23 protein-coding genes are annotated in these 21,901 nt (G+C 60.5%); all 23 read left to right on the top strand.

Going from position 1 to position 21,901, the window contains the following annotated elements:
- Position 1: 1 nt before the first annotated feature.
- Entirely contained in the window at positions 2-715 is a 714-nt protein-coding gene (locus D0550_RS23980) for a TrbJ/VirB5 family protein (protein WP_116811728.1), read from the top strand.
- A gap of 1 nt (position 716) precedes the next feature.
- The gene (locus tag D0550_RS23975) at positions 717-1,082 is read left to right on the top strand and encodes an EexN family lipoprotein (protein ID WP_116811727.1); all 366 of its coding nucleotides are present in this window, start codon (positions 717-719) and stop codon (positions 1,080-1,082) included.
- 14 nt (positions 1,083-1,096) lie between these two features.
- Positions 1,097-2,107, top strand: coding sequence for a TrbL/VirB6 family protein (locus D0550_RS23970; RefSeq protein WP_116811726.1), 1,011 nt, complete (start codon positions 1,097-1,099; stop codon positions 2,105-2,107).
- 189 nt (positions 2,108-2,296) lie between these two features.
- Complete coding sequence (locus D0550_RS23965; RefSeq protein ID WP_116811740.1) at positions 2,297-3,049, top strand: VirB8 family type IV secretion system protein; 753 nt, start codon at positions 2,297-2,299, stop codon at positions 3,047-3,049.
- Positions 3,046-3,870 carry a TrbG/VirB9 family P-type conjugative transfer protein gene (locus D0550_RS23960; RefSeq protein WP_161966012.1) on the top strand — a complete coding sequence of 275 codons (825 nt, stop codon included), beginning with the start codon at positions 3,046-3,048 and terminating at the stop codon, positions 3,868-3,870. Before D0550_RS23965 ends, D0550_RS23960 begins: the two co-directional genes overlap by 4 nt.
- Entirely contained in the window at positions 3,867-5,204 is a 1,338-nt protein-coding gene (gene virB10, locus D0550_RS23955) for a type IV secretion system protein VirB10 (protein ID WP_116811724.1), read from the top strand. Before D0550_RS23960 ends, virB10 begins: the two co-directional genes overlap by 4 nt.
- A complete protein-coding gene (gene virB11 / locus D0550_RS23950) occupies positions 5,173-6,282 on the top strand; it encodes a P-type DNA transfer ATPase VirB11 (protein WP_116811723.1) in 1,110 nt (369 codons plus the stop codon). Before virB10 ends, virB11 begins: the two co-directional genes overlap by 32 nt.
- A complete protein-coding gene (locus tag D0550_RS23945) occupies positions 6,239-8,227 on the top strand; it encodes a type IV secretory system conjugative DNA transfer family protein (RefSeq protein WP_116811722.1) in 1,989 nt (662 codons plus the stop codon). Before virB11 ends, D0550_RS23945 begins: the two co-directional genes overlap by 44 nt.
- Before the next feature lie 147 nt (positions 8,228-8,374).
- Positions 8,375-9,574, top strand: coding sequence for an LPD7 domain-containing protein (locus D0550_RS23940; RefSeq protein ID WP_116811721.1), 1,200 nt, complete (start codon positions 8,375-8,377; stop codon positions 9,572-9,574).
- 30 nt (positions 9,575-9,604) lie between these two features.
- A complete protein-coding gene (locus D0550_RS23935; protein WP_116811720.1) occupies positions 9,605-10,255 on the top strand; it encodes a hypothetical protein in 651 nt (216 codons plus the stop codon).
- 267 nt (positions 10,256-10,522) lie between these two features.
- Positions 10,523-10,738: a hypothetical protein gene (locus D0550_RS23930; RefSeq protein WP_116811719.1), complete on the top strand. Its 216-nt coding sequence runs from the start codon at positions 10,523-10,525 to the stop codon at positions 10,736-10,738.
- 303 nt (positions 10,739-11,041) lie between these two features.
- Positions 11,042-11,272, top strand: a complete 231-nt coding sequence (locus tag D0550_RS23925; RefSeq protein ID WP_116811718.1) for a hypothetical protein — start codon at positions 11,042-11,044, stop codon at positions 11,270-11,272.
- 375 nt (positions 11,273-11,647) lie between these two features.
- A complete protein-coding gene (locus D0550_RS23920; RefSeq protein ID WP_116811717.1) occupies positions 11,648-12,445 on the top strand; it encodes a DNA methyltransferase in 798 nt (265 codons plus the stop codon).
- Positions 12,446-13,030: 585 nt separating this feature from the next.
- Positions 13,031-13,501 carry a plasmid mobilization relaxosome protein MobC gene (locus D0550_RS23915; RefSeq protein ID WP_161966011.1) on the top strand — a complete coding sequence of 157 codons (471 nt, stop codon included), beginning with the start codon at positions 13,031-13,033 and terminating at the stop codon, positions 13,499-13,501.
- The gene (locus tag D0550_RS23910) at positions 13,482-14,480 is read left to right on the top strand and encodes a relaxase/mobilization nuclease domain-containing protein (RefSeq protein ID WP_116811715.1); all 999 of its coding nucleotides are present in this window, start codon (positions 13,482-13,484) and stop codon (positions 14,478-14,480) included. Before D0550_RS23915 ends, D0550_RS23910 begins: the two co-directional genes overlap by 20 nt.
- Before the next feature lie 544 nt (positions 14,481-15,024).
- A complete protein-coding gene (locus D0550_RS23905; protein ID WP_206606501.1) occupies positions 15,025-15,879 on the top strand; it encodes an AAA family ATPase in 855 nt (284 codons plus the stop codon).
- A complete protein-coding gene (locus tag D0550_RS23900; protein ID WP_116811713.1) occupies positions 15,880-18,096 on the top strand; it encodes a S8 family peptidase in 2,217 nt (738 codons plus the stop codon).
- A 37-nt stretch (positions 18,097-18,133) separates the two neighbouring features.
- Positions 18,134-19,174 carry a PIN domain-containing protein gene (locus D0550_RS23895; protein ID WP_153067305.1) on the top strand — a complete coding sequence of 347 codons (1,041 nt, stop codon included), beginning with the start codon at positions 18,134-18,136 and terminating at the stop codon, positions 19,172-19,174.
- A gap of 458 nt (positions 19,175-19,632) precedes the next feature.
- Positions 19,633-19,983 carry a hypothetical protein gene (locus tag D0550_RS23890; protein WP_116811711.1) on the top strand — a complete coding sequence of 117 codons (351 nt, stop codon included), beginning with the start codon at positions 19,633-19,635 and terminating at the stop codon, positions 19,981-19,983.
- A 6-nt stretch (positions 19,984-19,989) separates the two neighbouring features.
- Positions 19,990-20,292 (top strand): hypothetical protein, encoded by a 303-nt coding sequence (locus D0550_RS23885; RefSeq protein ID WP_116811710.1) that lies wholly within the window; start codon positions 19,990-19,992, stop codon positions 20,290-20,292.
- A gap of 17 nt (positions 20,293-20,309) precedes the next feature.
- A complete protein-coding gene (locus D0550_RS23880) occupies positions 20,310-20,735 on the top strand; it encodes a helix-turn-helix domain-containing protein (protein ID WP_116811709.1) in 426 nt (141 codons plus the stop codon).
- 306 nt (positions 20,736-21,041) lie between these two features.
- Positions 21,042-21,275, top strand: a complete 234-nt coding sequence (locus tag D0550_RS23875; protein ID WP_198683336.1) for a hypothetical protein — start codon at positions 21,042-21,044, stop codon at positions 21,273-21,275.
- Positions 21,257-21,901, top strand: a 645-nt coding sequence (locus D0550_RS23870; RefSeq protein WP_116811739.1) for an Arm DNA-binding domain-containing protein, incomplete at its 3' end; no start/stop codon positions are given. The genes D0550_RS23875 and D0550_RS23870, both read left to right, overlap by 19 nt.

Raw genomic sequence — 21,901 nt, 5'->3', positions numbered from 1 at the left:
TATGTCATTACGCAAACTTGGCTACGTGCTCGCGTCGATTGTAGTCGGATTGGGCCTCACGCCTGCGGCGCATGCACAGTGGGCCGTGGTGGATGTTGGGGCGATCACTCAGCTGATTGAGCAGCTGAACACCATGCGGCAGCAGCTCGAGACCACGCGCGATCAGCTCCAACAGGCGCGAGCGACGCTGGACTCGATGCGAGGCGGTCGTGGGATGGAGCAGCTCCTTTCAGGGACTGCACGTAACTATCTACCCGAGGACTGGCAGCAGTTGTCGTCAGTGCTGGATCAATCCAGTGCAGGTTACGGAGCGCTCGCCAGAGAGTTACAGCGTCTCATAAACGCGAACGCCATCCTGAATCCTGAACAGGTGGCGGGACTATCCTCCGCCGAGCGATCCCAGCTGGAAGCCGCGCGGCGGTCGGCAGCCTTGCTGCAAGCATTGACCCGAGAGGCACTGTCAACGACGAGTCGCCGCTTTCAGTCGATTCAGCAGCTCATCAATGCCATCTCACGAGCCGAAGATCAGAAGGCCATTCTGGATCTGCAGGCTCGCATTCAAGCCGAGCAGAGCATGCTGCAAAACGAAGGGACGAAGCTCGGCATTCTCTATCAGACGGCACAGGCCGAGGAGTGGGCGCGCAAACAGCGCGTTCGCGAGCAGGCCATCGAATCCATCGGCTCTTTGCGTGATCTTCCTCCATTGGGGCTTTGATATGACCATCAAGAAACTCTCGATCTCGCGTCCTGCTCGTGGCGTCTCTAGCGGGCATTGGTGTTTAGCGATCGGGGCAGTGCTCGCCGTTGCTGCGTGTAGTTCACCACCGGACCCAACGCATCAAACGGTGGATTTCTACCGCGCGAATAAGGATGCGCGGCAGGCGAAGGTCGCTGAATGTGCCAACGATCCAGGCGGGCTGGGCAAGACGCCAGATTGCATCAACGCGAAGCAGGCGGCTGCGATTGAAGACATCGGCAGTCTTCGGGACCTACCGCCGATGGGATTGTTAGAGCATGAGGATGACAAGGCAAGAGCCGGCGCTCCGGACAGATCTGACAGTCAGGTGCAAAAGGAAAAATAGGTTGGAGCACTCCGATGGGATTCTTCGCCGAATTTAATGCTTGGTTGACGAGGATTCTCGCCGGTTACATCGGTGATGTCACGGCGCGGATCGCCGCGGTGTTGGAGCCCGCCATCGTGACGCTCGGAGTGTTATATGTCGTCATCTGGGGATACCTGCATCTCATCGGAAAGATCGAGGAGCCGTTTGTCGAGGGAGCGAAGCGCTTAGTAATACTTGCGGTGATCCTCGGCGTCAGTCTCTCGATGTGGCACTACAACGACATCATCGTCGACACGTTCTTCAACGCGCCAACTCAACTTGCGGCGGCTGCCGTCGGCGGCTATGACGCGGTCTCCGCGATCGACGAGATTCTTAGTCGAGGTGGTGACGCGGGCTACTTGTTAACCAGGAAAGGCGGCGTTCTTGAGGGAAATTTTTCATTCTATCTCGCCGGCTTCTCGGTCTACCTGTTCGTCGGGTTAACTGTCGTCTACACGATTTTTCTGCTGACGCTGTCGAGAATCGCATTGTCGATTCTGCTCGCGATGGGACCGCTATTCATCGCGCTGCTGTTCTTCGATTCGACCAAGCGATTCTTTGAGTCTTGGATTGCGCAGATGGCGAACTATGCGTTCATCAGTATCCTCGCGATCCTGGTGGCAGCGCTCATGTCCAGTCTTCTATCCGTTGCGGCCACCCAAGCGTCCAACGCTGGGGGCGGAATACAGATCGCGCATGCAGTACGACTGTGCATGGCGGCGGGTCTCACGTTCTTGGTGATGCGCCAAATTATGCCGATTGCGGCCGGACTCGCAAGCGGCCTAGCACTCTCATCCTTCGGCGTTGTGAGCGCTGCGCTCGCGTGGGGGCTCGGCAGAGCGACGCGCAGCGGCGGCCAGTTCCTGCGTGGCATGACGGACCGAGAGACGACGCGCTGGGATTCGATGAGCCGCAAGTCAGGTTACTACGCTCGCCGCGCCATGGGTGCCGGCGTTCGTCGTGTTACGCGAGGTTGGCGGGAGAACACTGTTCGAAGTCGGTGACGCATATGGACATGGCGCACAGGATACTTATCGTGACATGGATAACCTTGATGTTGGCGGGATGCGCGACGCGCAACGCCATGGTGCGTTGTGATGGTCACTTAGAGCCCATCAACACACCCGCGCCGCACGCATCTCGGAGCGGGGTGTCCGAAGACACTGATGCCGCTGACTTGGCGAGCCGAAGCCGTGAGTAGGGACGCTGCATTGGAGGCTTACTTCGCCGAGGCCGCCTCTTGGGATGCGGATCGGGCCGCGCAGGCCAAGCGAACATTGTGGATTGCTTGGTCGGTGGCAGGGGCGGGTTGGCTTTGCGCCATCGCGGTCGCCATCGCGCTGATGTTGCTGACCCCGCTGAAACGGGTCGAGCCGTTCGTTATCCGCGTTGATAACACATCAGGTTTGGTCGATGTGGTACCCGTGTTCTTGGGTCGAGCGGACATGCCCGAGACAGTCACTCGCTACTTCCTGGATCACTATGTCAGCGTGTGCGAGCGATTCACGCATGCCACCGCCGAGAGTGATTACGAGGAGTGCGGGGCCTTTCATACGCCTCAGCGGAACCAGGCATGGTACGCGCAGTGGAATCGCAGCAACCCGGCTTCCCCGCTGAACACGTACAAAGACGGCACGACAGTCCGGGCGCAGGTCACCTCGATCAGTTTCTTCACGCGGGCCAGCGGCACCGCCGACCTTGCCCAAGTACGCTACATCCGAGCGAAGCGCTCCGCCGATGGTGCCGAGGAACAGCGAAGTCACTGGATCGCGACGATTCAGTATGCGTATGGAGAGCCGTCCAAGGACGCCAAAGTCCGCCGATGGAATCCGCTGGGATTTCGTGTCATCGATTTCCGTCCCGAGCCCGAGGTAATCGCGGAGTCTTCGTCAGCCCCGACGCCGCGGATGACAACGACGCCCTCTGTGCGAGGAGCCGCGCCATGAAATGGTCGGGTGGCGGGTACTTCTGTGCGTTGCTCGCACTAATGGTCGTAAATGCGTTCGGCACGACCAGTGCGGAGACCGTTCCCACGCGCGGGCTCACCGATCCGCGGATCCGCACCGCTGCCTATCGGGAGGACGAGGTCTACCGCCTTGAAGGCATTGTCGGCTATGGCATTGAGCTGATCTTCGAGCCCGGCGAGGCATTCGTCGGCCAAGCGGGTGGCGATCTGGATGCCATCACGTTCGGCGCGCACGCGCACCACGTTATTTTGAAGCCTCGAGCCGCACATGTCGGGACGAACTTCGTCGTGTACACGAGTCGGCGTGCCTACCGCTTTGATTACACCGTGATCGATCGTCCGCCGGCCGCGCTCACCGATCGAGCGATCTATGCTGTGCGATTCACGTATCCGCCATCGACTGGCGCGAATGGCCCCACACCGGCCGAGCAGGTGGAGGCCAACCTTACCGCCGCGCGCGAGAGTCGACCGCGCAACTTTGACTACTGGTTTTGTGGTGACCCGGCGGTGAAGCCGGTCGCTGCCTCAGACGATGGCGTTCACACCCGCCTCACGTTCGGCAGTCATGCGGAATTGCCCGCCATCTTCGTGCGGGGCGCAGACGACACCGAGTCGTTGCTCAACTTCAGTATTGATGCAGGCGACATTGTGATTCATCGCGTCGCGCGCGCGTTCACGGTCCGACGAGGCGCGTTGACCGGATGCATCGTGAATAACGGTTTCAGCGGTGCAGGCGAGCGCCTTGAGTCGGGCACGGTGGCACCGACGGTTGAGCGTGCCCGCAGGGGAAGCCGGCCATGAGTCTCTTCACTCGCTTTCGCCCGAGCCCCGCTGACGCTTCTGCGGCCACGCCGGATGCCAATGAATTGCCAGCGTCGAATGTGGCGGACACCAATCCAACGGCGAAGCGTCTCGGTGAAGACACGCAGACAGCTGCACATACGGTGGACGGCGAACGCGGGGTGGCTTCCATCCACGGCACGCACTCCCTACAAAGCCGTTTGAGCAATTTTCTCGCAGGCGGACTCATGGGGCTCATCGCGTTGGGCTTCCTGGCTTGGTACTACTCGCAGACATTTGCCAATCGCTCGCGCTCCACCTCGACGCAGACCTCGACAATGAAGGCACAGCTTCAAGGCGAGATGGCGCTACCGCCTCTGGGCCGTGTCGATCCGCCGATGGTCGAGCGAGTGCTCGGTCCGCCCCCAGAGCTACCGGCTGCCTTGCCCTTCGCCCTCGATGAGTTCCAGAGCAGCGCGCGCGGGAATCCGGCGACGTCGAGTTACATGGCACCAATCGATGCGCCACGCTCAACCGTCCAGCCTGCGCCGGTGACCGTCGATCGTCGCCTTGCGGGGCCTGTGTTTGTGAGCACATCAGGAAACGCACCAGCAGCCAGCGAGCAGAGTGTTCGTGACGCCGCAGAGCTCGCCGACACTGGCGACTTCGGTCAGTCCCGCGCCGGTTCTCCTGGGATGGGGACGTCCAGTAGCCCCGACCTCGACAAACTCTTGTTACCGACCCGCACGCCGGCCGTACAAGCAAAGGTGCTGCCAACACAGCGTTTGTTGCTGCCGAAGGGCACATTTCTCGACTGCACGTTGGAAACGGCGATCGATTCGTCACTGCCCGGCATGACGACCTGCATCACGGCCACCGATACGTTCGGTGCCGATGGCAAAGTCGTGCTACTCGAACGTGGCACGAAACTCGTGGGCGAAACGCGCGGCGACGTTCGCCAAGGGTCAGCGCGCGTCTACGTGTTATGGACAGAAGCAAGGACACCGGAGGGTGTCGTCGTGCCGTTGGCCTCGCCGGGCACGGATGCACTTGGTCGTGCGGGACTGCCGGGCGACGTCAATCGTCACTTCTGGGAACGTTTTGGCGCGGCCATTCTGGTCTCTGTCATCGACGGCGCCGTGCAAGCCGCCATCCAGCGATCCAACAGCGGCGGTGGTGCCGTGATCGTGAATCCTTCCACGTCACGAGACGTGATGACCGAGGTGCTTCGTAGCACGATCAACATTCCGCCGACGGTGACCAAGTCGCATGGCGATCGGATCGCGGTAGTGGTGGCGCGTGATCTCGACTTTAGGAGCGTTTATGAGTTACGGCCCAACTCAGTCCGTCGCTGAGTCGTTTGTTCAACGCCCGACCACGGCGTCGTTGCTGTGTACGAACGCACGCGTGAGTGCGCATCCAGAGTCCTCCGCCCTTGAATTGACTCTGCGAGCGTTGCGTCCCCTGCTGGCACGGTCAGAGGTGACAGAACTCTGTATCAATCGCCCCGGCGAGGTGTTCATTGAAACGAACGACGGCTGGCAACGGGAGTCGTTGCCATTCGCGGATCTCGACTGGTGTCGGCGGCTTGCCAAGTTGGTCGCGAACTCCACTGCGCAGCGGATCGATGAAGAGTCACCGCTGCTGTCCGCATCGCTGCCGACCGGCGAGCGCATTCAGATCGTGCTGCCTCCCGCGACAACGCCTGGTACCGTGGCGATCACGATCCGTCGCCCCTCCGACGCCATCTGGAGCGTCCAGGAACTGGGACAGCGTGGCCTATTCAACCGGTGTGTGCCGGCCACTAGCGCGCGGGATGAGACCGAGGAGGCGCTACTGAAGCTCCATGCGGCAGGTGAGTTCGAGGAGTTTCTGCGCACCGCGGTTCGCGCGCGAAAGAACATTATTGTGAGCGGCCCCACGGGCAGCGGAAAGACGACATTCACGAAGGGGCTGATCCTCGAGATCCCACCCGAGGAGCGTCTCGTCACGATCGAGGATGCCCAGGAGTTGGTGCTCGATCGTCACCCCAACAGCGTGCGACTGTACTACTCGAAGGACGGACAAGGGCTGGCGCGCGTCCTACCGAAGCAGTTGCTCGAAAGCTGCCTGCGCATGCGACCCGACCGCATACTGCTCGCTGAGCTTCGTAGCGACGAAGCGTACTACTACCTGCGCAATGTGAATTCCGGACACCCCGGCAGCATCACGAGCGTCCACGCCTCAAGCGCCCAACTCGCGTTCGAGCAGTTGATGCTGCTGGTCAAGGAGAGCCCCGGCGGGCGAGACCTCGCCCGCGAGGACATCAAGAGTCTGCTGTATATGCTGGTCGACGTGGTCGTGCAGTTCGGCGTGGATCGGCACGAACGCTTCGTTCGAGAGATCTGGTATGCGCCCGATCGTAAACGCAGCCACCTGGCAGCCGCGCACTAGCACGCGTGCTACTACGCGTGTCGTAAAAGGTATCGTCCTCGGTGCCGGTGCGCTCGTGGTTTCGCAGTACCTGGCAGGCTATGCCTTCCTGTGGTCGGTGGGCGCGAACCCGCGGGGGGCGACGCCGCTCACAATTGCTCGCTATGCCTACTACTTTAGCGATCGAGCAGACATCGCTCTTCGTCTCAAGGTGGCGTCGGCCGTCGGCGTGGGTCTCATCATCGTAGCGACATTGCCGGTGCTGCTTCCCAGGAGGCGCGCCCTGCATGGTGACGCGGCCTTTGCCACGCGCCGCGAGATTGCGCGCGCGGGACTCTTTTCAACGAACGGCTTCTATCTCGGTCGCGTCGGTCGACACGACCTCGTACTCGGCGGCCAGCAAGGCGTGCTGCTGTCGGCTCCGCCACGTTCGGACAAAGGTACAGCCATCGTCATCCCGAACCTGTTGACCTGGCCGGGCTCGGTCGTATGTCTCGACCTAAAGATCGAGAACTGGACGATCACGGCCGGTTACCGGCAGCGGTGTGGTCAGGCGGTGTTTCTGTTCGATCCACTCAATGAAGCCGGCGACACCGCCTGTTGGAATTGTTTGAGCTACGTCTCCGCTGATCCCAACCTGCGGATCAATGACGCTCAACACATCGCCGCAATCTTGTACCCCGAAGTTCCCGGCACTGATCCGTTCTGGTCCGCGGGTGCCCGATCGCTGTTTCTGGGCATTACCTTGTTTGTGCTGGAGACGCCCTCGCTGCCGCCGACGTTGGGAGAAGTCCTGCGGCAAGGGATGGCCTCCGACAGCGAAGGCTTCAGTCATCACTGGAAACGTGTCATCGAAGGACGCCAAGCCGGGCGCTTCGCGCTCTCACAACCGTGCGTGCGCGCACTCTCCGATGTCATCGATCTTGCGCCGGTCACGGCATCGTCGATCCGCAAGACCTTCACGTCTCGACTGGACCTGCTCGCCAATCCATTACTGGATCGAGCCACTTCGCGCAACGATTTCGATTTGCGTGAGCTGCGCCGCCGACCAATGTCGATTTACATCGGCATTCGGCCGGCGGACCTGCATCGGCTGAAGCCGCTGCTCAATCTCTTCATTGAGCAGGCCATCGGTTTGCAAACCAAGACGCTACCCGAACACGATCCATCGCTGCGCCATCAAGTCGCAATGATCCTGGATGAAGCACCGGCGATCGGTCGCATTCCCATCCTGGCGGAGTCCATTGCCTATCTACCGGGCTTCAATGTCCGCATTCTGCTCGTCGTGCAGGCGCTCTCACAGCTTCGCGACGTGTACGGGACGCAGACCGCCGAGACGATGATGAAAAGCCTCGCTGTGCGCATTGCGTACGCGCCGAAAGACTTCGGCGAAGCGAATGAGCTAAGCCAGGAGCTTGGTAACACGACTGTGCGAGTCAAGAGCTTCTCCAAGCCGCTCGGCGATTTGTTCGAGCGACGCGGCCGACGCGGACGTAGCGTCAATATCAGCGAACAACGCCGGCCGCTGATGCTACCGCAAGAAATCAAGGAGCTCGGACGCGATCACGAGATCGTGATCTATGAGGGTCTGCGCCCGATTCTCGCGAGAAAGAATCGGTACTTCGAAGACTCGCGTCTGCGCGTGCGGCTGCATCCGCCACCCTCGAACGCCAGCCCGAATCCCGCGCCCCCGATCCCCACCTCGACCGATGCCGCCCCTCTGACGCAGGAAGAAGGTGGTGTTGAAACCTCGGTGCCAGCGGCGAAGTCGGTTCGCAAACGAGCCTCGCGCCGGCGCGAGGCAACGGTCGCGGACCTGGAACAGATCGATGCGTTGACCTTGGAAGATTTTGATGTGGATTGGAGCCGCGTCGAGCTGCCGCAGAAATCCGAGGGCGAGCGGTTGACGAGCGAGGAACTGAATCGTGCCGTAAATAGCTTTCTCACCACGATCCGTGAGCGTTAGGAGTGCGTGATGGCCAGATCACCGGATGAGGGACACGGCGAGGCGATGAGTGGCGCACGCCGATTCGACCGCAGGCGATCGAAGTCTCCGCAAGACTTCGAGAGGGATCCCCCGCCATCCCGACGCCGTGATCGGGCCGACGCACCCATGGAGGCAGAGCGCGCGTTGGTGAACGAGATTCGACCGAGTGCAAGGCGGACGCGGAGCGCGTCGGCGCGTGATGACGATCGCGCGAATCGATCACATGACCGGCCCGTCGAAGGCGAACTTGCGAAGGCTCACCCCGTCGTTCCGGAGGCGATCCGGGAACGCTTCGTCCAGGTCGGCAACAAATATCACTTTCCCGATGGGACGCGGGCATTCACCGATCATGGCAAGCGACTGACCTCGCCGAGTGAGAACACAGAAGTCATCAAGAGCCTCGTGTCGATCGCTGAAGCACGCGGCTGGTCGGAGATCACTGTGTCGGGTACGGATCGATTCAAGAGGGAAGCGTGGTTTGCCGCTCGTTCGGTCGGGTTGGACGTTCGTGGCTACTGGCCGACCGAGTTTGAACAGGGGCGTCTGGTGCGCATGCTGGCGCGCGCGCAGGCGCCGGGCCCGGCGCCCGATGCCGTAGATCGCGATCCGCGTCCGACCGCCAACGGCGACAGAGCCGCCGCCGCGCCTCGCCAAGGCGACGCCCCGCCACGGTCTTACGACGATTCAAGGGAGCGGGGGCGAACCCTGCAGACGGGTCGGTTGATCGATCATGGCCCGGCGCCCTATCGCCACGACCCCAAGAATGACCCGTCCTACTTTGTTCGAATCGAGACGCCGACGGGCGAACGCGAGATCTGGGGCGTAGACCTGCAACGCGCGCTCAACGAGTCGCTGAGTCGTCCACGCGTTGGGGACGAGATTGGGGTGCGAGCGCTGCGTCAGGAGGCCGTGAAGATCCGTCGGCCCGAACATGACGCAGAGGGTCGGATGATTGGTTCCTCGACGGTCGACGCGCATCGCAATGGCTGGATCGTCGAGAAGCGAGAGTTCTTTCGCGAGCGATCACAGGCCGCTCGCGTCCTTCGGGATGCCAGCGTCGACCGGCAACACGCAGTCAAACAACATCCGGAGCTGTTGGGGACTTACCTGCAGCTGCACGCAGCGGAACTCGCTGCAAAGACGCTGCGCAATCCCGAGGATCGCCAGCGTTTCGTCGCCTCCGTTCGTGCGGCCCTCGCGGACTCGGTCGCACGGGGCGAGCCGCTGTCGCCGGTGCCGCTCAAGGAGTCAGCCTTGGAGCGATCGTCGTCGGTGCGACGACGATCGCCACCGGCGCGCGAGCCCGAGAGCACGCCCGTGCGCTAACGGCGCTTCAGGCGAACGTAGGCCGACAGCATGAACGATCCACGCTCGTTCGGGCGACGCATGGGAGAGCTCGTAGTGGGCCGACTGCAGGCTCACGGCCGTGCGCCCTATCAATTTCGGGCGGACCAGGATGTTTCCTACTTCGTCACCCTGGTCACGACAAGCGGCGTGAAAACGCTCTGGGGCAAGGATCTGGCGCGGGCCATTCAAGCAGGCGCCACGCAGCCGAGGCTTGGGGACCTAGTCGGTGCCCGGCGCACCGGCCGCCAGGCGGTCACTCTGATTGACCGTCAACGTGATGCTCGCGGCAACATCCAAACCCAACGCGAGCAACATGCCCATCGCATGCAATGGGAAGTGGAGAAGCTGCCGTTCTTTGCCGAGCGAGTTCGACAAGCTCGGCTAGCGCGTGACGCGCATGCCGAGACTCGCGACGCCGTCAAACAGCGCCCGGAACTACGATCCACGTTCCTGAGTCTACGCGCGGCAGAGCAACTCGCCGCAGAGCGAATCGCCGATCCTCAAGATCGGGAGAAATTCTTATCGATGGTGCGCGAAGCCATGGCGGCATCGACCGAGCGAGGCACACCGATCCCTGATATCCCGCTGCGCCGTAACGTGAGAAACAATCAAGCGCCATCTCCGGCCAAGAAAAAAACACGGGGCGGTCCCACGCGGTGATGAACGATGGCCGATCAGAAAGAATAAAGCGAAAGAAGCAGAGCTAAGAACAAAGATTGAGAGAAGGTGGGATTGCCTACGCGACCAGCGTACCACGTCGTGCTCACGGTCAAGGCGACGGCCGCGGACTTTCGCGGCATGAACGGCCGCCACCCCGCGAAGACGCGGGTCCCCGCCATTAATTCCACGGTTCCGCGACCGTCACCTTGACCGCTGTGCGCGACGTGGTGGCACGCCCACGGGCAATCCCGCCCGAGGAGATCCACCATGACGACTTCCAACGCTCCACGCTTTGCACAGGTTCAGGTTCAATTGTCCGGCCAAGACGGCAATGTGTTTGCCATCATGGGTCGTGTCATCCGGGCGCTTCGAAAGGATGGCGCGACACAATCAGATATCGATGAGTTTGTGGCGGAGGTGACCCAAGCTGGCTCGTATGACAAGGCGCTGCGCATCGTCATGCAATGGGTGAATGTTTCATAGCAGATATTAAAGATTGAAATCTCGAGCCGGGGAGGGCGAGGTGGCCTTTCCCGGCTCAGCGTGGCTTGCCTGCATCGACACGAGGATGAGACGGGATTGCCTGTGCGATGAGCGTACCACGTCGTGCTCACGGTCAAGGCAACGGCCGCGGACTTTCGCGGCATAAACGGCCGCCACCCCGCGAGGACGCGGGTCCCCGCCATTAATTCCACGGTTCCGCGACCGTCACCTTGACCGCTGCGCGCGACGTAGTGCGAGGGCGCGTCGGCAATCCCGCCGACAAACGTTCCGAAGGAGACTCTCATGAGCGCTATGCCGGCCGAGGTTAAAACTCAAGCAGTCACAGCCAACCTCAAAGCGATACAGGCGTTGCTTGCGGTTGCCGCGAAGCAGAGCGCGGAAGCCTGCCTGCTCAGTCAGTGCGCACAACACAACGAGGCGATCGGTACCGTGTTTGGGTTGGATGCGATTCTGCAAGATGTCACAGCGCTCTATAGCGCAGTGGTCGTGCTTCATCGCTTGAAGGCGCGGTGACGTAGATTTCGGGGCTGCAGCATCTATTCGGTGCTGCAGCCTCGATTCTTGGATTGAGGATTCTCAGCGCCCACTTGCCATGCCGGAGCATCTCGCGCGCTCCTGAGCAGGGGGGCGGGGATCCGAGAGTGAAGAGATCAAGAAGGAAACAAGAAACAGAAGAGTGGGGCTTGCCTATGCTGTGCCAGCGTATCGCGCCGTGCTCCCCGTCAACCGAGAGCCGGCGAGCTTGCGTGGCATAAACGGCCGCCACCCCGCGAAGACGCGGGTCCCCGCCATTTATTCCGCGGTCTCGCCGTCTCTCAGTTGACGGCTGCGCGCGCCGCGATGGGGGACACGCATCGGCAAGCCGCCGATGTTACTGGAGTAGCTACCATGTTCCCGAGCAACGAAATCCTGCACGGTGACTGCACGCGCGTATTGAAACAGCTGCCGGACGCCTTCGTCGACTTGATCGTGACCGATCCGCCGTATGGTGTTCGCTATCAAGATCGCTTCGGCCGTACCGTTGCCAACGACGATGATCCAAACCGCATCCTCGGCGCTTTCACCGACCTGTACCGGGTTCTGAAGCCCAACAGCGTCTGCATCTCGTTCTATGGTTGGGGCTTGGTAGATGATTTTTTTCGAGCCTGGCGCCGTGCTGGCTTCAAACCGGTAGGCCACATCGTCTGGGTCAAGGACTACGCTTCACGCGAACGCTTCCTGCGCTATCGGCACGAGTCGGCGTATCTGCTCGCGAAGGGGCAGCCGCGACTGCCGACGGTCCCGCTCGATGACATCCAGCCCTGGGTGTACTCCGGCAACACGGATCATCCGACGCAGAAGGCGGTGCGCATCCTCACACCCTTGATCGAGACCTTCTCGCAGCCCGGACAGCTAGTGCTCGATCCCTTTGCCGGCTCCGGTAGCACCCTAGTGGCGGCACAGATTATCGGGCGGCGGTACCTTGGCATCGAGCTCGAGCGGAAGTACTGCGCCATGATGCGTGAACGGCTCGCGTTCGTTGAGCGCAATCCCGCCCAGCCGAGGAGTCCGGTCGCAAGTGTCGCCAGCACCTATCCTGGGAGTGGATCGGCCGATCTCGGCCATCTGCTCCAGTGGCTTAAGGACCGGGACTATCACGAGCTTGCTCGCACCGTGCATTCAGCGATGCGTCGTAGCCAGCCTTGATGTCCAATTAGCGCTCCCGCGGTGCTTGGGGCCGCGGGACGCGTAGGCTGTCGATACAACCATCGATATAGAAGAAGCCACCGTGCGAACTCATCCCCAGGGACAGTCGGCAGCTAGCCCTGGGCTTGGCTCGGCATAACCCGCACGAGGCGGACGCGTGCTTCAAGCGTCGGGCCGTGCTGACTACTTGATGACCGAACCGGGTTCTCGGTAGCCGCCGTCGGTAATTGAGCGGTGGCCGGTTGTGATAACCGACGGGGCCCGGACGGCTCACCTCACGAAGGCCCTGCGAGGCGCATCTGCAAATACTGCCGAACGTGTTCGCCTGGTGGCGCTGATCAATTTCGTCACTATCGCAGCTGCTGCCGTTCAGGATGCATCGCGTTCTCTTCGAACCAGACAAGCGATCACGTCAACAACATCAAATGTCAAGGTCGTGTTTCGCCGAAGAATGAGCGAATTGCAGGATATGCCTGCGGCCGCTTTTGTTTAACACTGCACTCCATGGGCACCTCACCCCTCATCGCTGCTCGAGTCTTGCCAGAGACAAAAGCCAAGTTCCGCGCTCTCGCGGAACAACAGCAGATGACGGAATCCGCACTGCTGAAGCAGCTCATCGAGCTGACGGTGCAGCGAGTGAGCCAAGCCGACGCCGATGTTCTGAGATCGCCAGCGCGGCGATTGCGAGCGGCGCGGCTGTATGTCCGGCTGCATTCAGATGACCAGTTGTTGCTCATGGAGCGGGCTGCAGCTCGACAGATGCCGGCGGCCACCTATGTCTCCGTCCTGGTCCGCGCCCACCTACGGGACCTGGCTCCGCTGCCCAAAGTGGAGTTAATGGCGCTCAAGCGATCCGTCGCCGAGCTGGGCGCGATCGGCCGAAACCTCAATCAGCTGACTCGCCTGGCTCATCAGCAAACGGGTTCGGCCGCCCCTGGCCGAGAGGATTTGCGGATGATTCTCAAGGTATGCGAGGCGATGCGTGACCACACCAAGGATCTGATCAAGGCCAATTCACACGCATGGAGGGTCGGCCATGGGAACGTTCCATCTTGATCGTGGCGGAGCCATATGGGATCTGACGAGCTACGCTCGCCGAGGACCGGCACAGCGGGACCGGTTGTCTCCCGCGGAGGTGGCGCTCATCGCCCGCACCGTGCGCCACACGCCCGAGGTGATGGTGAAGGTGACCGGCGGCGGCGGGGCCAATACCAGTCATGGGGTCAATGCCCATTTCAACTACATCGGCCGGCGGGGTGACCTCGAGATCGAAACGGACGACGGCGAGCGTCTGAGCGGCCGGGGCGTTGGGCGGCATCTGATCGACGATTGGGACCTGGACCTCGACGAAGATCGAAAGCGTCCGGATCTGTTCGCCACCAATCGGCGGGTCGCACCGAAGCTGGTCCACAAGCTGATCTTCTCCATGCTGGCCGGCACGCCACCCAAAAAGGTGCTTGCGGCCGTCCGCGATTTCGCCCGAGAGGAGTTCGGGCTCCAGCATCGATACGCGATGGTGCTGCATACGGATGAGCCCCACCCGCATGTTCATGTGGTCGTGAAGGCGGTCAGTGAAGCCGGCGTGCGACTCAATATTCACAAGGCGACGCTGCGTCACTGGCGCCAGGAGTTTGCACGCCACCTGCGGGCGCATGGGGTGGAGGCGAATGCGACCGAGCGAAGCGTTCGGGGGCAGAGCCGGGCGCCGAAGCTGGATGCGATTTTCAGAGCGGCTCAGCGGGGCGAGTCGTCACACATGGCTGCCCGAGTGCGCGAGGTCGCTCGCGAGCTCAAAGCTGGCTCGTTGGATGGATCGGGCGCTGCGCGACTACAGGAGACGAGAAGGGAGGTAGTGAGCGGGTGGAAGGCCATTCGGGAGCGGCTGCTCGTTGAAGGCCGGGATCAACTTGCGGATGCGGTGGGAAGGTTTGTCAATCAAATGTCGCGGCCGCGCACAGAGAAGGCGTGGTTGGCGAATGAGCTACTTGCGCTGGCGAGCCGGGCTCGGTCGAAAGACAAACCTTTTGTTCGCTAGTGCGCGCGCCTCGTATCCTCGCGAGACAGTGGACGCCTTCTATCTACCCAAAGCAGGCATGCACTTAGGGGCTGATTTGGATTCTTCCAATGCACCTAAGTGACGCTCCCTGCCTTTGGTCAAAGCCCAAACTCAACGGTCTCATGTGATTGCATGTGCTTGCAAGATCGTCAATTAAAACGTAGAATTCGCCAATTATAGAGCGAGGCGTGAGCAATATTCGATGGTGAATTCCAGTTCAATTGACGATGTTCGATCTTTGGAGGAGGATTTTGCCAATTTAGCGAGAATCGCGACTGGTGATGCGCCTGAAGACGCCCGTCTGCTGCTCGCCAAGCTCGTGCGTAAGTATCGCGCCCGCCGACCGGAATTCGCAGAACGGATCAATGAATCGTTACGGCAAGGGCAGCAACGCTCTACCCGCACGTCGGTCTTGCGGCGCGCGCCGAGTGAAGGCGCGGGTCCGTCCTTGCCCATTGATGCGGATTCTCGCCTATCACTCGTCCGTATCTTCGATGATCGAGCGGGCCTGCCTCCGCCACTCTTGACCGACTCGCTGCTGCAGCAGCTGCAGGCGATCGTTCGAGAGCGACATGAGCGTTCGAAGCTCGCGAAGCTCGATATTCATCCGACGCGCTCAGCGATCTTGGTGGGGCCACCGGGTGTCGGGAAGACGTTGTCGGCGCGTTGGATTGCCGCGCAAATTGGTAAACCGTTATGGGTGCTCGACCTCACCACTGTGATGAGCAGCCTGCTGGGGAAGACGGGCAACAACCTTCGTCTAGTATTCGATCACGCGCGCGACCAGGAAGCGGTGTTGCTGCTGGATGAGATCGACTCGATCGCGAAGCGTCGCAGCGATGAGTCCGACGTGGGTGAGCTCAAGCGTTTGGTGACCGCCATTCTTCAGGAAATCGATGCTTGGCCTGATTCTGGCTTGCTACTCGCCGCCACCAATCATCCGGAGCTGGTCGATCCCGCGCTATGGCGGCGCTTCGAATCCATTCTCCAATTCGAAATGACGGACCCGGCCGTACTAGAGCCGGCGGTGCGGCGGTTCCTTGGATCTGCGTCGGCGTCGTTCGAGGCGCTGATTCCATTGCTGGCAGCCTCGCTGCGGGGTCATTCATTGTCTGACGTGGAGCGTACGGTGAATGCTTTGAAGCGTCGAGCGGCACTGGAAGGAACTGCCACGCGTGGAGCCATCCTCGAGATGGCTGCGCAGCGAGTCTCCTCGCTCGACAAAACTGAGCGCCAGCAGCTTGCGATCGAGCTGGCGCGCAGCCAAGTGCTGTCGCACAACCAGATCATGAGTCTGACGGGGGTCGCGCGAGACACCATCCGCAAGTACGCGGGGCCTTCACCGATCAAGGGTCGCGGTAAACGCAAAGGAGCGTAAGTGGCTAATCGATTTCTCATCGGTCGAGGTGAACTACTTACGCATGAAATTCCACCGCCACCATCCATCCCAAAAAAATCGCATCCATATACACTGGACGAGGCGCGCAAAGCGATCCTGCCGCAACTTCAACAGGTCATCGCCGAACAAAAGACCTTGCCAGCTGCGGCCTGCCCTCGCGACCTCGCCGTCGCGAAGCTTGACTTGCATCCGACCTACGTTGCGAAATCCTTCTTCCCAAAGTCTTTGCTGCGCGCTGCTGGACTCATCCCGATTGGCAGTCGCACGGTCCGCGTGCGGCCACGCAAGGAGGTGCGCAAGCGCGCGGCACGCGAGTCAGACACGACGGAGCTCTTTGTCGCTGGAACGCGCGGCGCCTTCTCTCAATTTCCCACGATAGTGGGGGCGCTCGCCGAAGGAACGCCCGAGGCGTTGCAGTTCGCGGAGATCGAATCGATCGCAAATCTAACCGCTGTTGATCGATTACGAACAGGGGGCGAGCCGTTGGGCGAGGTCTTTGAGGTTGCGCTTCACTTGATTCCCGATGAACAGCCCGAGCAAACGCGTACAGCATTCGGAGAGTATGCGAAATCTTGTGAGTTCGAACTCAACACCGAGTTCGATTTCCTAGTGGGCCGAATGTTATTCGTCGCCGCGCGAGGCAACAGGCGCAACCTGGAAAAGTTAGCGTTGTTCTCGCTTGTGCGCCTTGTGCGCCCGATGCCGGCCCTACGCGGCTCGAAGCCTTTCACACGCGCGAATGCACTGTCGATCCCGTTCTCCTTACCGAGTGCTCAGCCGCTATCTGTTGAGCCGTCGGTCGCCATTCTTGATGGCGGCTTGCCGGATACGCACGTGCTCACACCATACGTGCGGCACTACGCGAAGTCGGACCCCACAGCCCGGGATGTTGTCAGCTATCTTGATCATGGTCTCGGCGTGACGTCGGCCTTTCTCTTTGGGCCGATAGAGGCTAATGCCGAGGCGAATCGCCCATTTGCGTACGTCGATCATTTCCGCGTTCTCGATGAGAAATCGAGCACAGAGGATCCATATGAGCTGTACAGGACGTTGGCGCACGTCGAAGAAATACTTCTCTCGCGGCGTTACCAGTTCCTTAATTTGAGCTTGGGTCCTGATCTTCCGGCAGAGGATTCCGACATTCACGCGTGGACCGCAGTCCTCGACTCTGTCCTGAGTGACGGCGAAACACTTATGACCGTCGCGGCAGGTAACAACGGGGAAGCCGATGCCAAAGCAAGGCTCAATCGCATTCAAGTCCCGGCGGATAGCGTCAACGCACTCTCCGTGGGCGCGGCGAACCACAGCGCTGTGCTCTGGGATCGCGCGACGTACAGTGCATGTGGCCCTGGAAGAAGTCCGGGCCGGCGGAAGCCGGATCTGCTCGCGTTTGGTGGATGCCCCAAAGAGTACTTCCACGTGGCTGCGCAAGGCGCAAAGCCTGAACTCGCCGCAACGATGGGCACGAGCTATTCCGCGCCACTCACCTTACGCACGGCCGTTGGCATTCGCGCGATTCTGGGCGAGGCGGTGCACCCGCTCACCATCAAGGCGTTGATGATCCATTCAGCCGAATGTCCCAAGGCGGCGAATCCGGATGAGATCGGATGGGGTCGCGCGCTCACTGACGTCGGGAGCATCATCACGTGTGGTGATGGCATTGCGCGGATCTTATATCAGGGCTCACTGCGCCCAGGAAAGTATCTGCGCGCGCCCGTGCCGCTGCCGGCGGCGGCTCTGGATGGCAAGGTGACTTTGTCGGCCACGTTCTGCTATGCCAGCCCTGTCGACATCGAAGATGCGGCCGCCTACACCAAGGCAGGATTAACCATCTCGTTTCGCCCGAATGCTAAGAAGGTGAGCGGCAAGCGGAATACACCAAAGACTCGCGAGTTCTTTTCGAGCAAGACATTTCGCACGGAGCAGGAGCAGCGCGCGGATCTTGGAAAATGGGAAACGGTGATCCATGCGACGCACACTATGTATGGCCACAACCTCAACTCGGCAACATTCGACATACACTACAACGCTCGCGAGGGCGGCGCACCCGCCGGCGCGGGCACAGAGATCATTCCGTACGCACTCGTGCTCAGCGTGCAAGCGAAGAGGCACGCGAATCTCTATGAGGAGATCCTTGCCGCTCACAAAATATTGCAGCCGATTGAGCCGCGGGTCTCGGTACCAATTTCGACTTGATGAATAGCCCTCTAGGCAATCTGGCCGAGACCCATCAATGCTATTGACAAAGAACATTTTTCTCGACACATCAGTGATGATTGCGCATCACTTTAAATACGACAGTGTGCAATTGCGCCGCCTACGGGAACTCGCCCAATCCAATGACGCGCACCTCGTTACAACATCGATCGTCATCGACGAGATGGAAGCAAATATTCGCAAGCGTGTAGACAAGCTTGGTGAGGACTTGAAGCGATTGCGAAAAGACCACCCGATTGCAAAGAACATCACCGCGCCCGCATTGTGGTCAACGACTGAAATATTCAACCCAGCAGTGGCGTGCGAGCAATTGATCGCGCAATTTAACGACTATCTTGAGAAATCAAATACGGAACTGGTGAGCCTCGATGGTGCATCCGCTCAAGAGGTCTTTGATTGGTACTTCAAGAAAGTCGCCCCGTTTGGAGGTGGCGAGAAGAAGCACGAATTCCCCGACGCATTTACGGTGTCCGCGCTCGAGCATTGGTGTGCGACAAGGGATGAGCGGCTTTACGTAATCTCAGAAGATGGTGATCTTGCTGACTATTGCAAGCGTAGTAAACGACTCATCCGCCTGTCACGACCGGCTGAGTTTATTGATACATACATGCGGCAAACCACCGCTTTGAAGTTCATCAACGAGCCCAGCGCGGAGCAGATGGATCACTTGCTCGTCGCTGTGTCGGAGGCGTTCGGGCAGCTCGGCTTTTTCATTGATGACGAAGAAGGGGAGGTCCTCGAAGTCTCCGTTGGCGATGTAGAAATTGAGGAGCTTTCCTTGCTCGAAGTAAAGCCTCACGAAGCGCGGGTGGAAGCCTTTGTGCAACTCCAGTTTGTGGCGCAGGTCGAATACGACGACATGGAAACGTCAATCTGGGATAGCGAAGACAAAGTCTCCATCCCGCAGAGAAGCATCAAGTCAGAGTTGGCACGAACTTTCGAGGCAAACGTGGTTCTGACCATTAAGACCGAGGGCGACGGGGGATTTGCTTCGGTAAAGAACGTTCAATTCCCGACTTCCAACATCCCCGTCTCCGTTGATCGATACGAGGAGTAGACGGCGAATACCATGTTACCGCAGATGACTATGCGTTCTCGCAGTTCTCAAGTGCGCCCTTGAGCGCGCAGCGGCCCGGGCCGCTGCGTGGGGTCATTCCGGGAGGGTCAAAGCGCTGGACTTGTGATCCGGTATAGGAATAGTGTGTCCCCGCGGATCGCATCCGCGTAGGGCGGCCCCCGCCGATGCTGGAAACATCGACGAGGGCCTAACCACAACGCCTTTAGTAGAGGCAGTTATGGCTACCTTCATTATGGCGCACCCGGCGCTTGCGCGGGTAGGTGCGCGTATATCACACAGAACAAGCGGCCCTGCCGTGCTCCACCGAACATCATCGGGCAGGGCGCGGCCATGAACCGGCGGCGAGAATGCGTTCGAAAATACTCGCCAGTATCTCGTAGCAATCGTTCAGGCCAGCTCAGTTCAGAGCCCGGCGTGCCTCACGCGAGGTACGAGCCATGACCCGCGCCACTCGCGAAGACATGGTCGTCCTCAGCATGGGCCTCAATTCACTGCTCGCCAGCGTGCGGCAGACCGAGGCATGGTGCCGATCCCAGGGTGACGTGGCATCCCTCCGGCGCACCCGCCTGCTGATTCACGCGATCCTTCTCACCCGCAGCAAGTTCTTCGCAAGCTCAAGCACTGGCGAAGCAGCGAACGACGACGTCACGGAGGCGCTCTTCGTCGCCGACGGCCTTCGCGATGCAGCTCAGCAATGTCACGAAGGGCAAGCGGCCCTCCACGAACGTCTAATCGGTGGCGCAGAGGCCATCGAGCGGTTGTGTATCTCGCCGCTCCGCAAGAGGTAACAACTCATGGCGGAGAAGGAAACCTACGAAGCACTTCCCGCCGGCCGCTCTCTCGAAGAACTCATCGAAGCGGAGCGCACCAATCTCATGCAGGTTCAGGGAATGGCCAGGTGCCTGTACGACGTCTTGCTGTACTCCGATGACGATGATGGAACGATGCACGCCGACGTGGCCCATGTCATCGCGAGGTTGATTGCAGAGTCGGTCGATGCGCTGGAGAAGATTGTCAGGCGCTTCAAGGCGGGCGAGTTCGGCCCACCACCCAGCAAGCCAGCCTCTGGTGAGGCTGGCCCCGATGGTGCGGCGTAGAGCGGGCAGGCGCGCATATGAGCGACACGCAACCCGCGTCACCGAAGTCGCCGCAGATCAAGAAGGAAAGTCGTGCCTACTTCGCTGCACTCGGCAAACGCGTCACGCAGCTGCGAAAGTCACGAGGGATGACGCAAGCGGAGCTGGCTCGCGCGCTCGGTGTCTCCCAGCAGGCGGTGTTCGCTTACGAAATCGGCGAGAGGCGGATCTCCGTCCTCGTCCTTGAGCGGCTCGCAAAGCTGTTCCGCCTCAACATCGACCAGTTCCTCGGCTTCGCTGCAGAGCCGCCGGCCAGGAAACGGCGTCTTTCACCGAAAGCCATGCGCCACGCAGAGCGCCTCCAGGCGCTGTCAAAGACGCAGCAGCGCTTCGTCGTCCGCATCCTCGACGTGCTGGAGGAGCACAACAGATCGACCGCCGCTCGGTCGCGAGCTGGTGCGTGACGTTCGCGGAGGCACAGCGGAGCATGCGAATGGCAAACCTGAACGATGGCGAGTTTCGCCGATATATCGGCGAAACAGCGACCGCGTTTTACCTCCGTTATCGGCCGAATTTTCCGCGAAACTCGGTAGTGACTTCGGTGCGCGGTTGAACAAGGCTGTACTCGTGAAAACACGGCTTCAGGCGCTCGGAACAATGGTGAGGTCATCATGGAAAGTGCAATCGACAGAATCTTTCTTGGAATGTTTTGCCGCATCAGGCGCGGCATCAGTGATTCAGCCGCAAACACATCGTGGAGGTAACTCGCCATGTCTGCTGTGCCCAATGAGATTGCTATCGCCACAACAGAGAGGATGGTCCTCGCACCGGCCCGCTACGTCTTGCTTCCCGTCGCCCATCTGCTCACTGGCTACACCGTCAAAGCCATGGAGCGAAAGATCGAGCGCGGCGACTGGCAGGAGGGCAAGGTCTGGCGGCATGCGCCGGACGGCCACATCATGATCGACATGCAGGGCTATCATCGATGGGTCGAAAGTCGCTAACCGTTGGTGTGCGTGCCAAAGGACCGGACCGCATCCAGTTCGACTTCGAGTATCAGGGCCGGCGCTACCGGCCCACTCTCAAGCGCATCCCCTCCGAGGCAAACCTACGGCGCGCTCACGTCCAACTCAAAGAGATCAAGCGGCGAATCGCACTTGGCACGTTTGTGTTCGCCGAGGAGTTCCCGGAGTTCCGCGATCTCCATGCGTTCGCTCCCGTCGAAGCACCGCGGACATGCAACCAGGTCTTCGATGAGTTCATGGCGCACAACGAAGCGCGCATGGCGAAGACGGATCTCGCGTTCGCGACCGTCGAGAGCTATCGAAAGATTCTGGAGTCGACCTGGCGGCCCGCCATCGGCGAGCTGATCTTCGAAGAGGTGAAGTATTCGACGTTGGCCAAGATCATTGATGCGAAATTGGAGATCTCGAAGAAGACCCACAACAACATCGTCAGCGTCATCCGCTGCGCGTTCGAGTACGGCTATCGCGATCATCCCGGGAAGAGCAACCCAGCATCTGTGCTCAAGTGCTTTCGCCTGACGAAGAAGGATCGCCCGGCCCCGGATCCATTCTCGATTCAAGAGGCCGAAGCGCTGATCGCCGCNTCTTATACACATCTCCGAGCC

This window comes from Steroidobacter cummioxidans, assembly GCF_003104955.1.
Note: the sequence above shows the minus strand (reverse complement) of the source record. Positions and strands in the feature narration are given on the sequence as shown.

Bases quoted from the DNA above. Each gene is read 5' to 3' on its own strand.
- virB11 (WP_116811723.1), top strand. From the start codon at position 5,173: ATGAGTTACGGCCCAACTCAGTCCGTCGCTGAGTCGTTTGTTCAACGC.
- virB10 (WP_116811724.1), top strand. From the start codon at position 3,867: ATGAGTCTCTTCACTCGCTTTCGCCCGAGCCCCGCTGACGCTTCTGCG.
- D0550_RS23915 (WP_161966011.1), top strand. From the start codon at position 13,031: ATGACGGAATCCGCACTGCTGAAGCAGCTCATCGAGCTGACGGTGCAG.
- D0550_RS23970 (WP_116811726.1), top strand. From the start codon at position 1,097: ATGGGATTCTTCGCCGAATTTAATGCTTGGTTGACGAGGATTCTCGCC.
- D0550_RS23975 (WP_116811727.1), top strand. From the start codon at position 717: ATGACCATCAAGAAACTCTCGATCTCGCGTCCTGCTCGTGGCGTCTCT.
- D0550_RS23945 (WP_116811722.1), top strand. From the start codon at position 6,239: ATGCGCCCGATCGTAAACGCAGCCACCTGGCAGCCGCGCACTAGCACG.
- D0550_RS23880 (WP_116811709.1), top strand. From the start codon at position 20,310: ATGAGCGACACGCAACCCGCGTCACCGAAGTCGCCGCAGATCAAGAAG.
- D0550_RS23925 (WP_116811718.1), top strand. From the start codon at position 11,042: ATGAGCGCTATGCCGGCCGAGGTTAAAACTCAAGCAGTCACAGCCAAC.
- D0550_RS23920 (WP_116811717.1), top strand. From the start codon at position 11,648: ATGTTCCCGAGCAACGAAATCCTGCACGGTGACTGCACGCGCGTATTG.
- D0550_RS23935 (WP_116811720.1), top strand. From the start codon at position 9,605: ATGAACGATCCACGCTCGTTCGGGCGACGCATGGGAGAGCTCGTAGTG.
- D0550_RS23930 (WP_116811719.1), top strand. From the start codon at position 10,523: ATGACGACTTCCAACGCTCCACGCTTTGCACAGGTTCAGGTTCAATTG.
- D0550_RS23980 (WP_116811728.1), top strand. From the start codon at position 2: ATGTCATTACGCAAACTTGGCTACGTGCTCGCGTCGATTGTAGTCGGA.
- D0550_RS23940 (WP_116811721.1), top strand. From the start codon at position 8,375: ATGGAGGCAGAGCGCGCGTTGGTGAACGAGATTCGACCGAGTGCAAGG.
- D0550_RS23890 (WP_116811711.1), top strand. From the start codon at position 19,633: ATGACCCGCGCCACTCGCGAAGACATGGTCGTCCTCAGCATGGGCCTC.
- D0550_RS23960 (WP_161966012.1), top strand. From the start codon at position 3,046: ATGAAATGGTCGGGTGGCGGGTACTTCTGTGCGTTGCTCGCACTAATG.
- D0550_RS23885 (WP_116811710.1), top strand. From the start codon at position 19,990: ATGGCGGAGAAGGAAACCTACGAAGCACTTCCCGCCGGCCGCTCTCTC.
- D0550_RS23875 (WP_198683336.1), top strand. From the start codon at position 21,042: ATGTCTGCTGTGCCCAATGAGATTGCTATCGCCACAACAGAGAGGATG.
- D0550_RS23910 (WP_116811715.1), top strand. From the start codon at position 13,482: ATGGGAACGTTCCATCTTGATCGTGGCGGAGCCATATGGGATCTGACG.
- D0550_RS23895 (WP_153067305.1), top strand. From the start codon at position 18,134: ATGCTATTGACAAAGAACATTTTTCTCGACACATCAGTGATGATTGCG.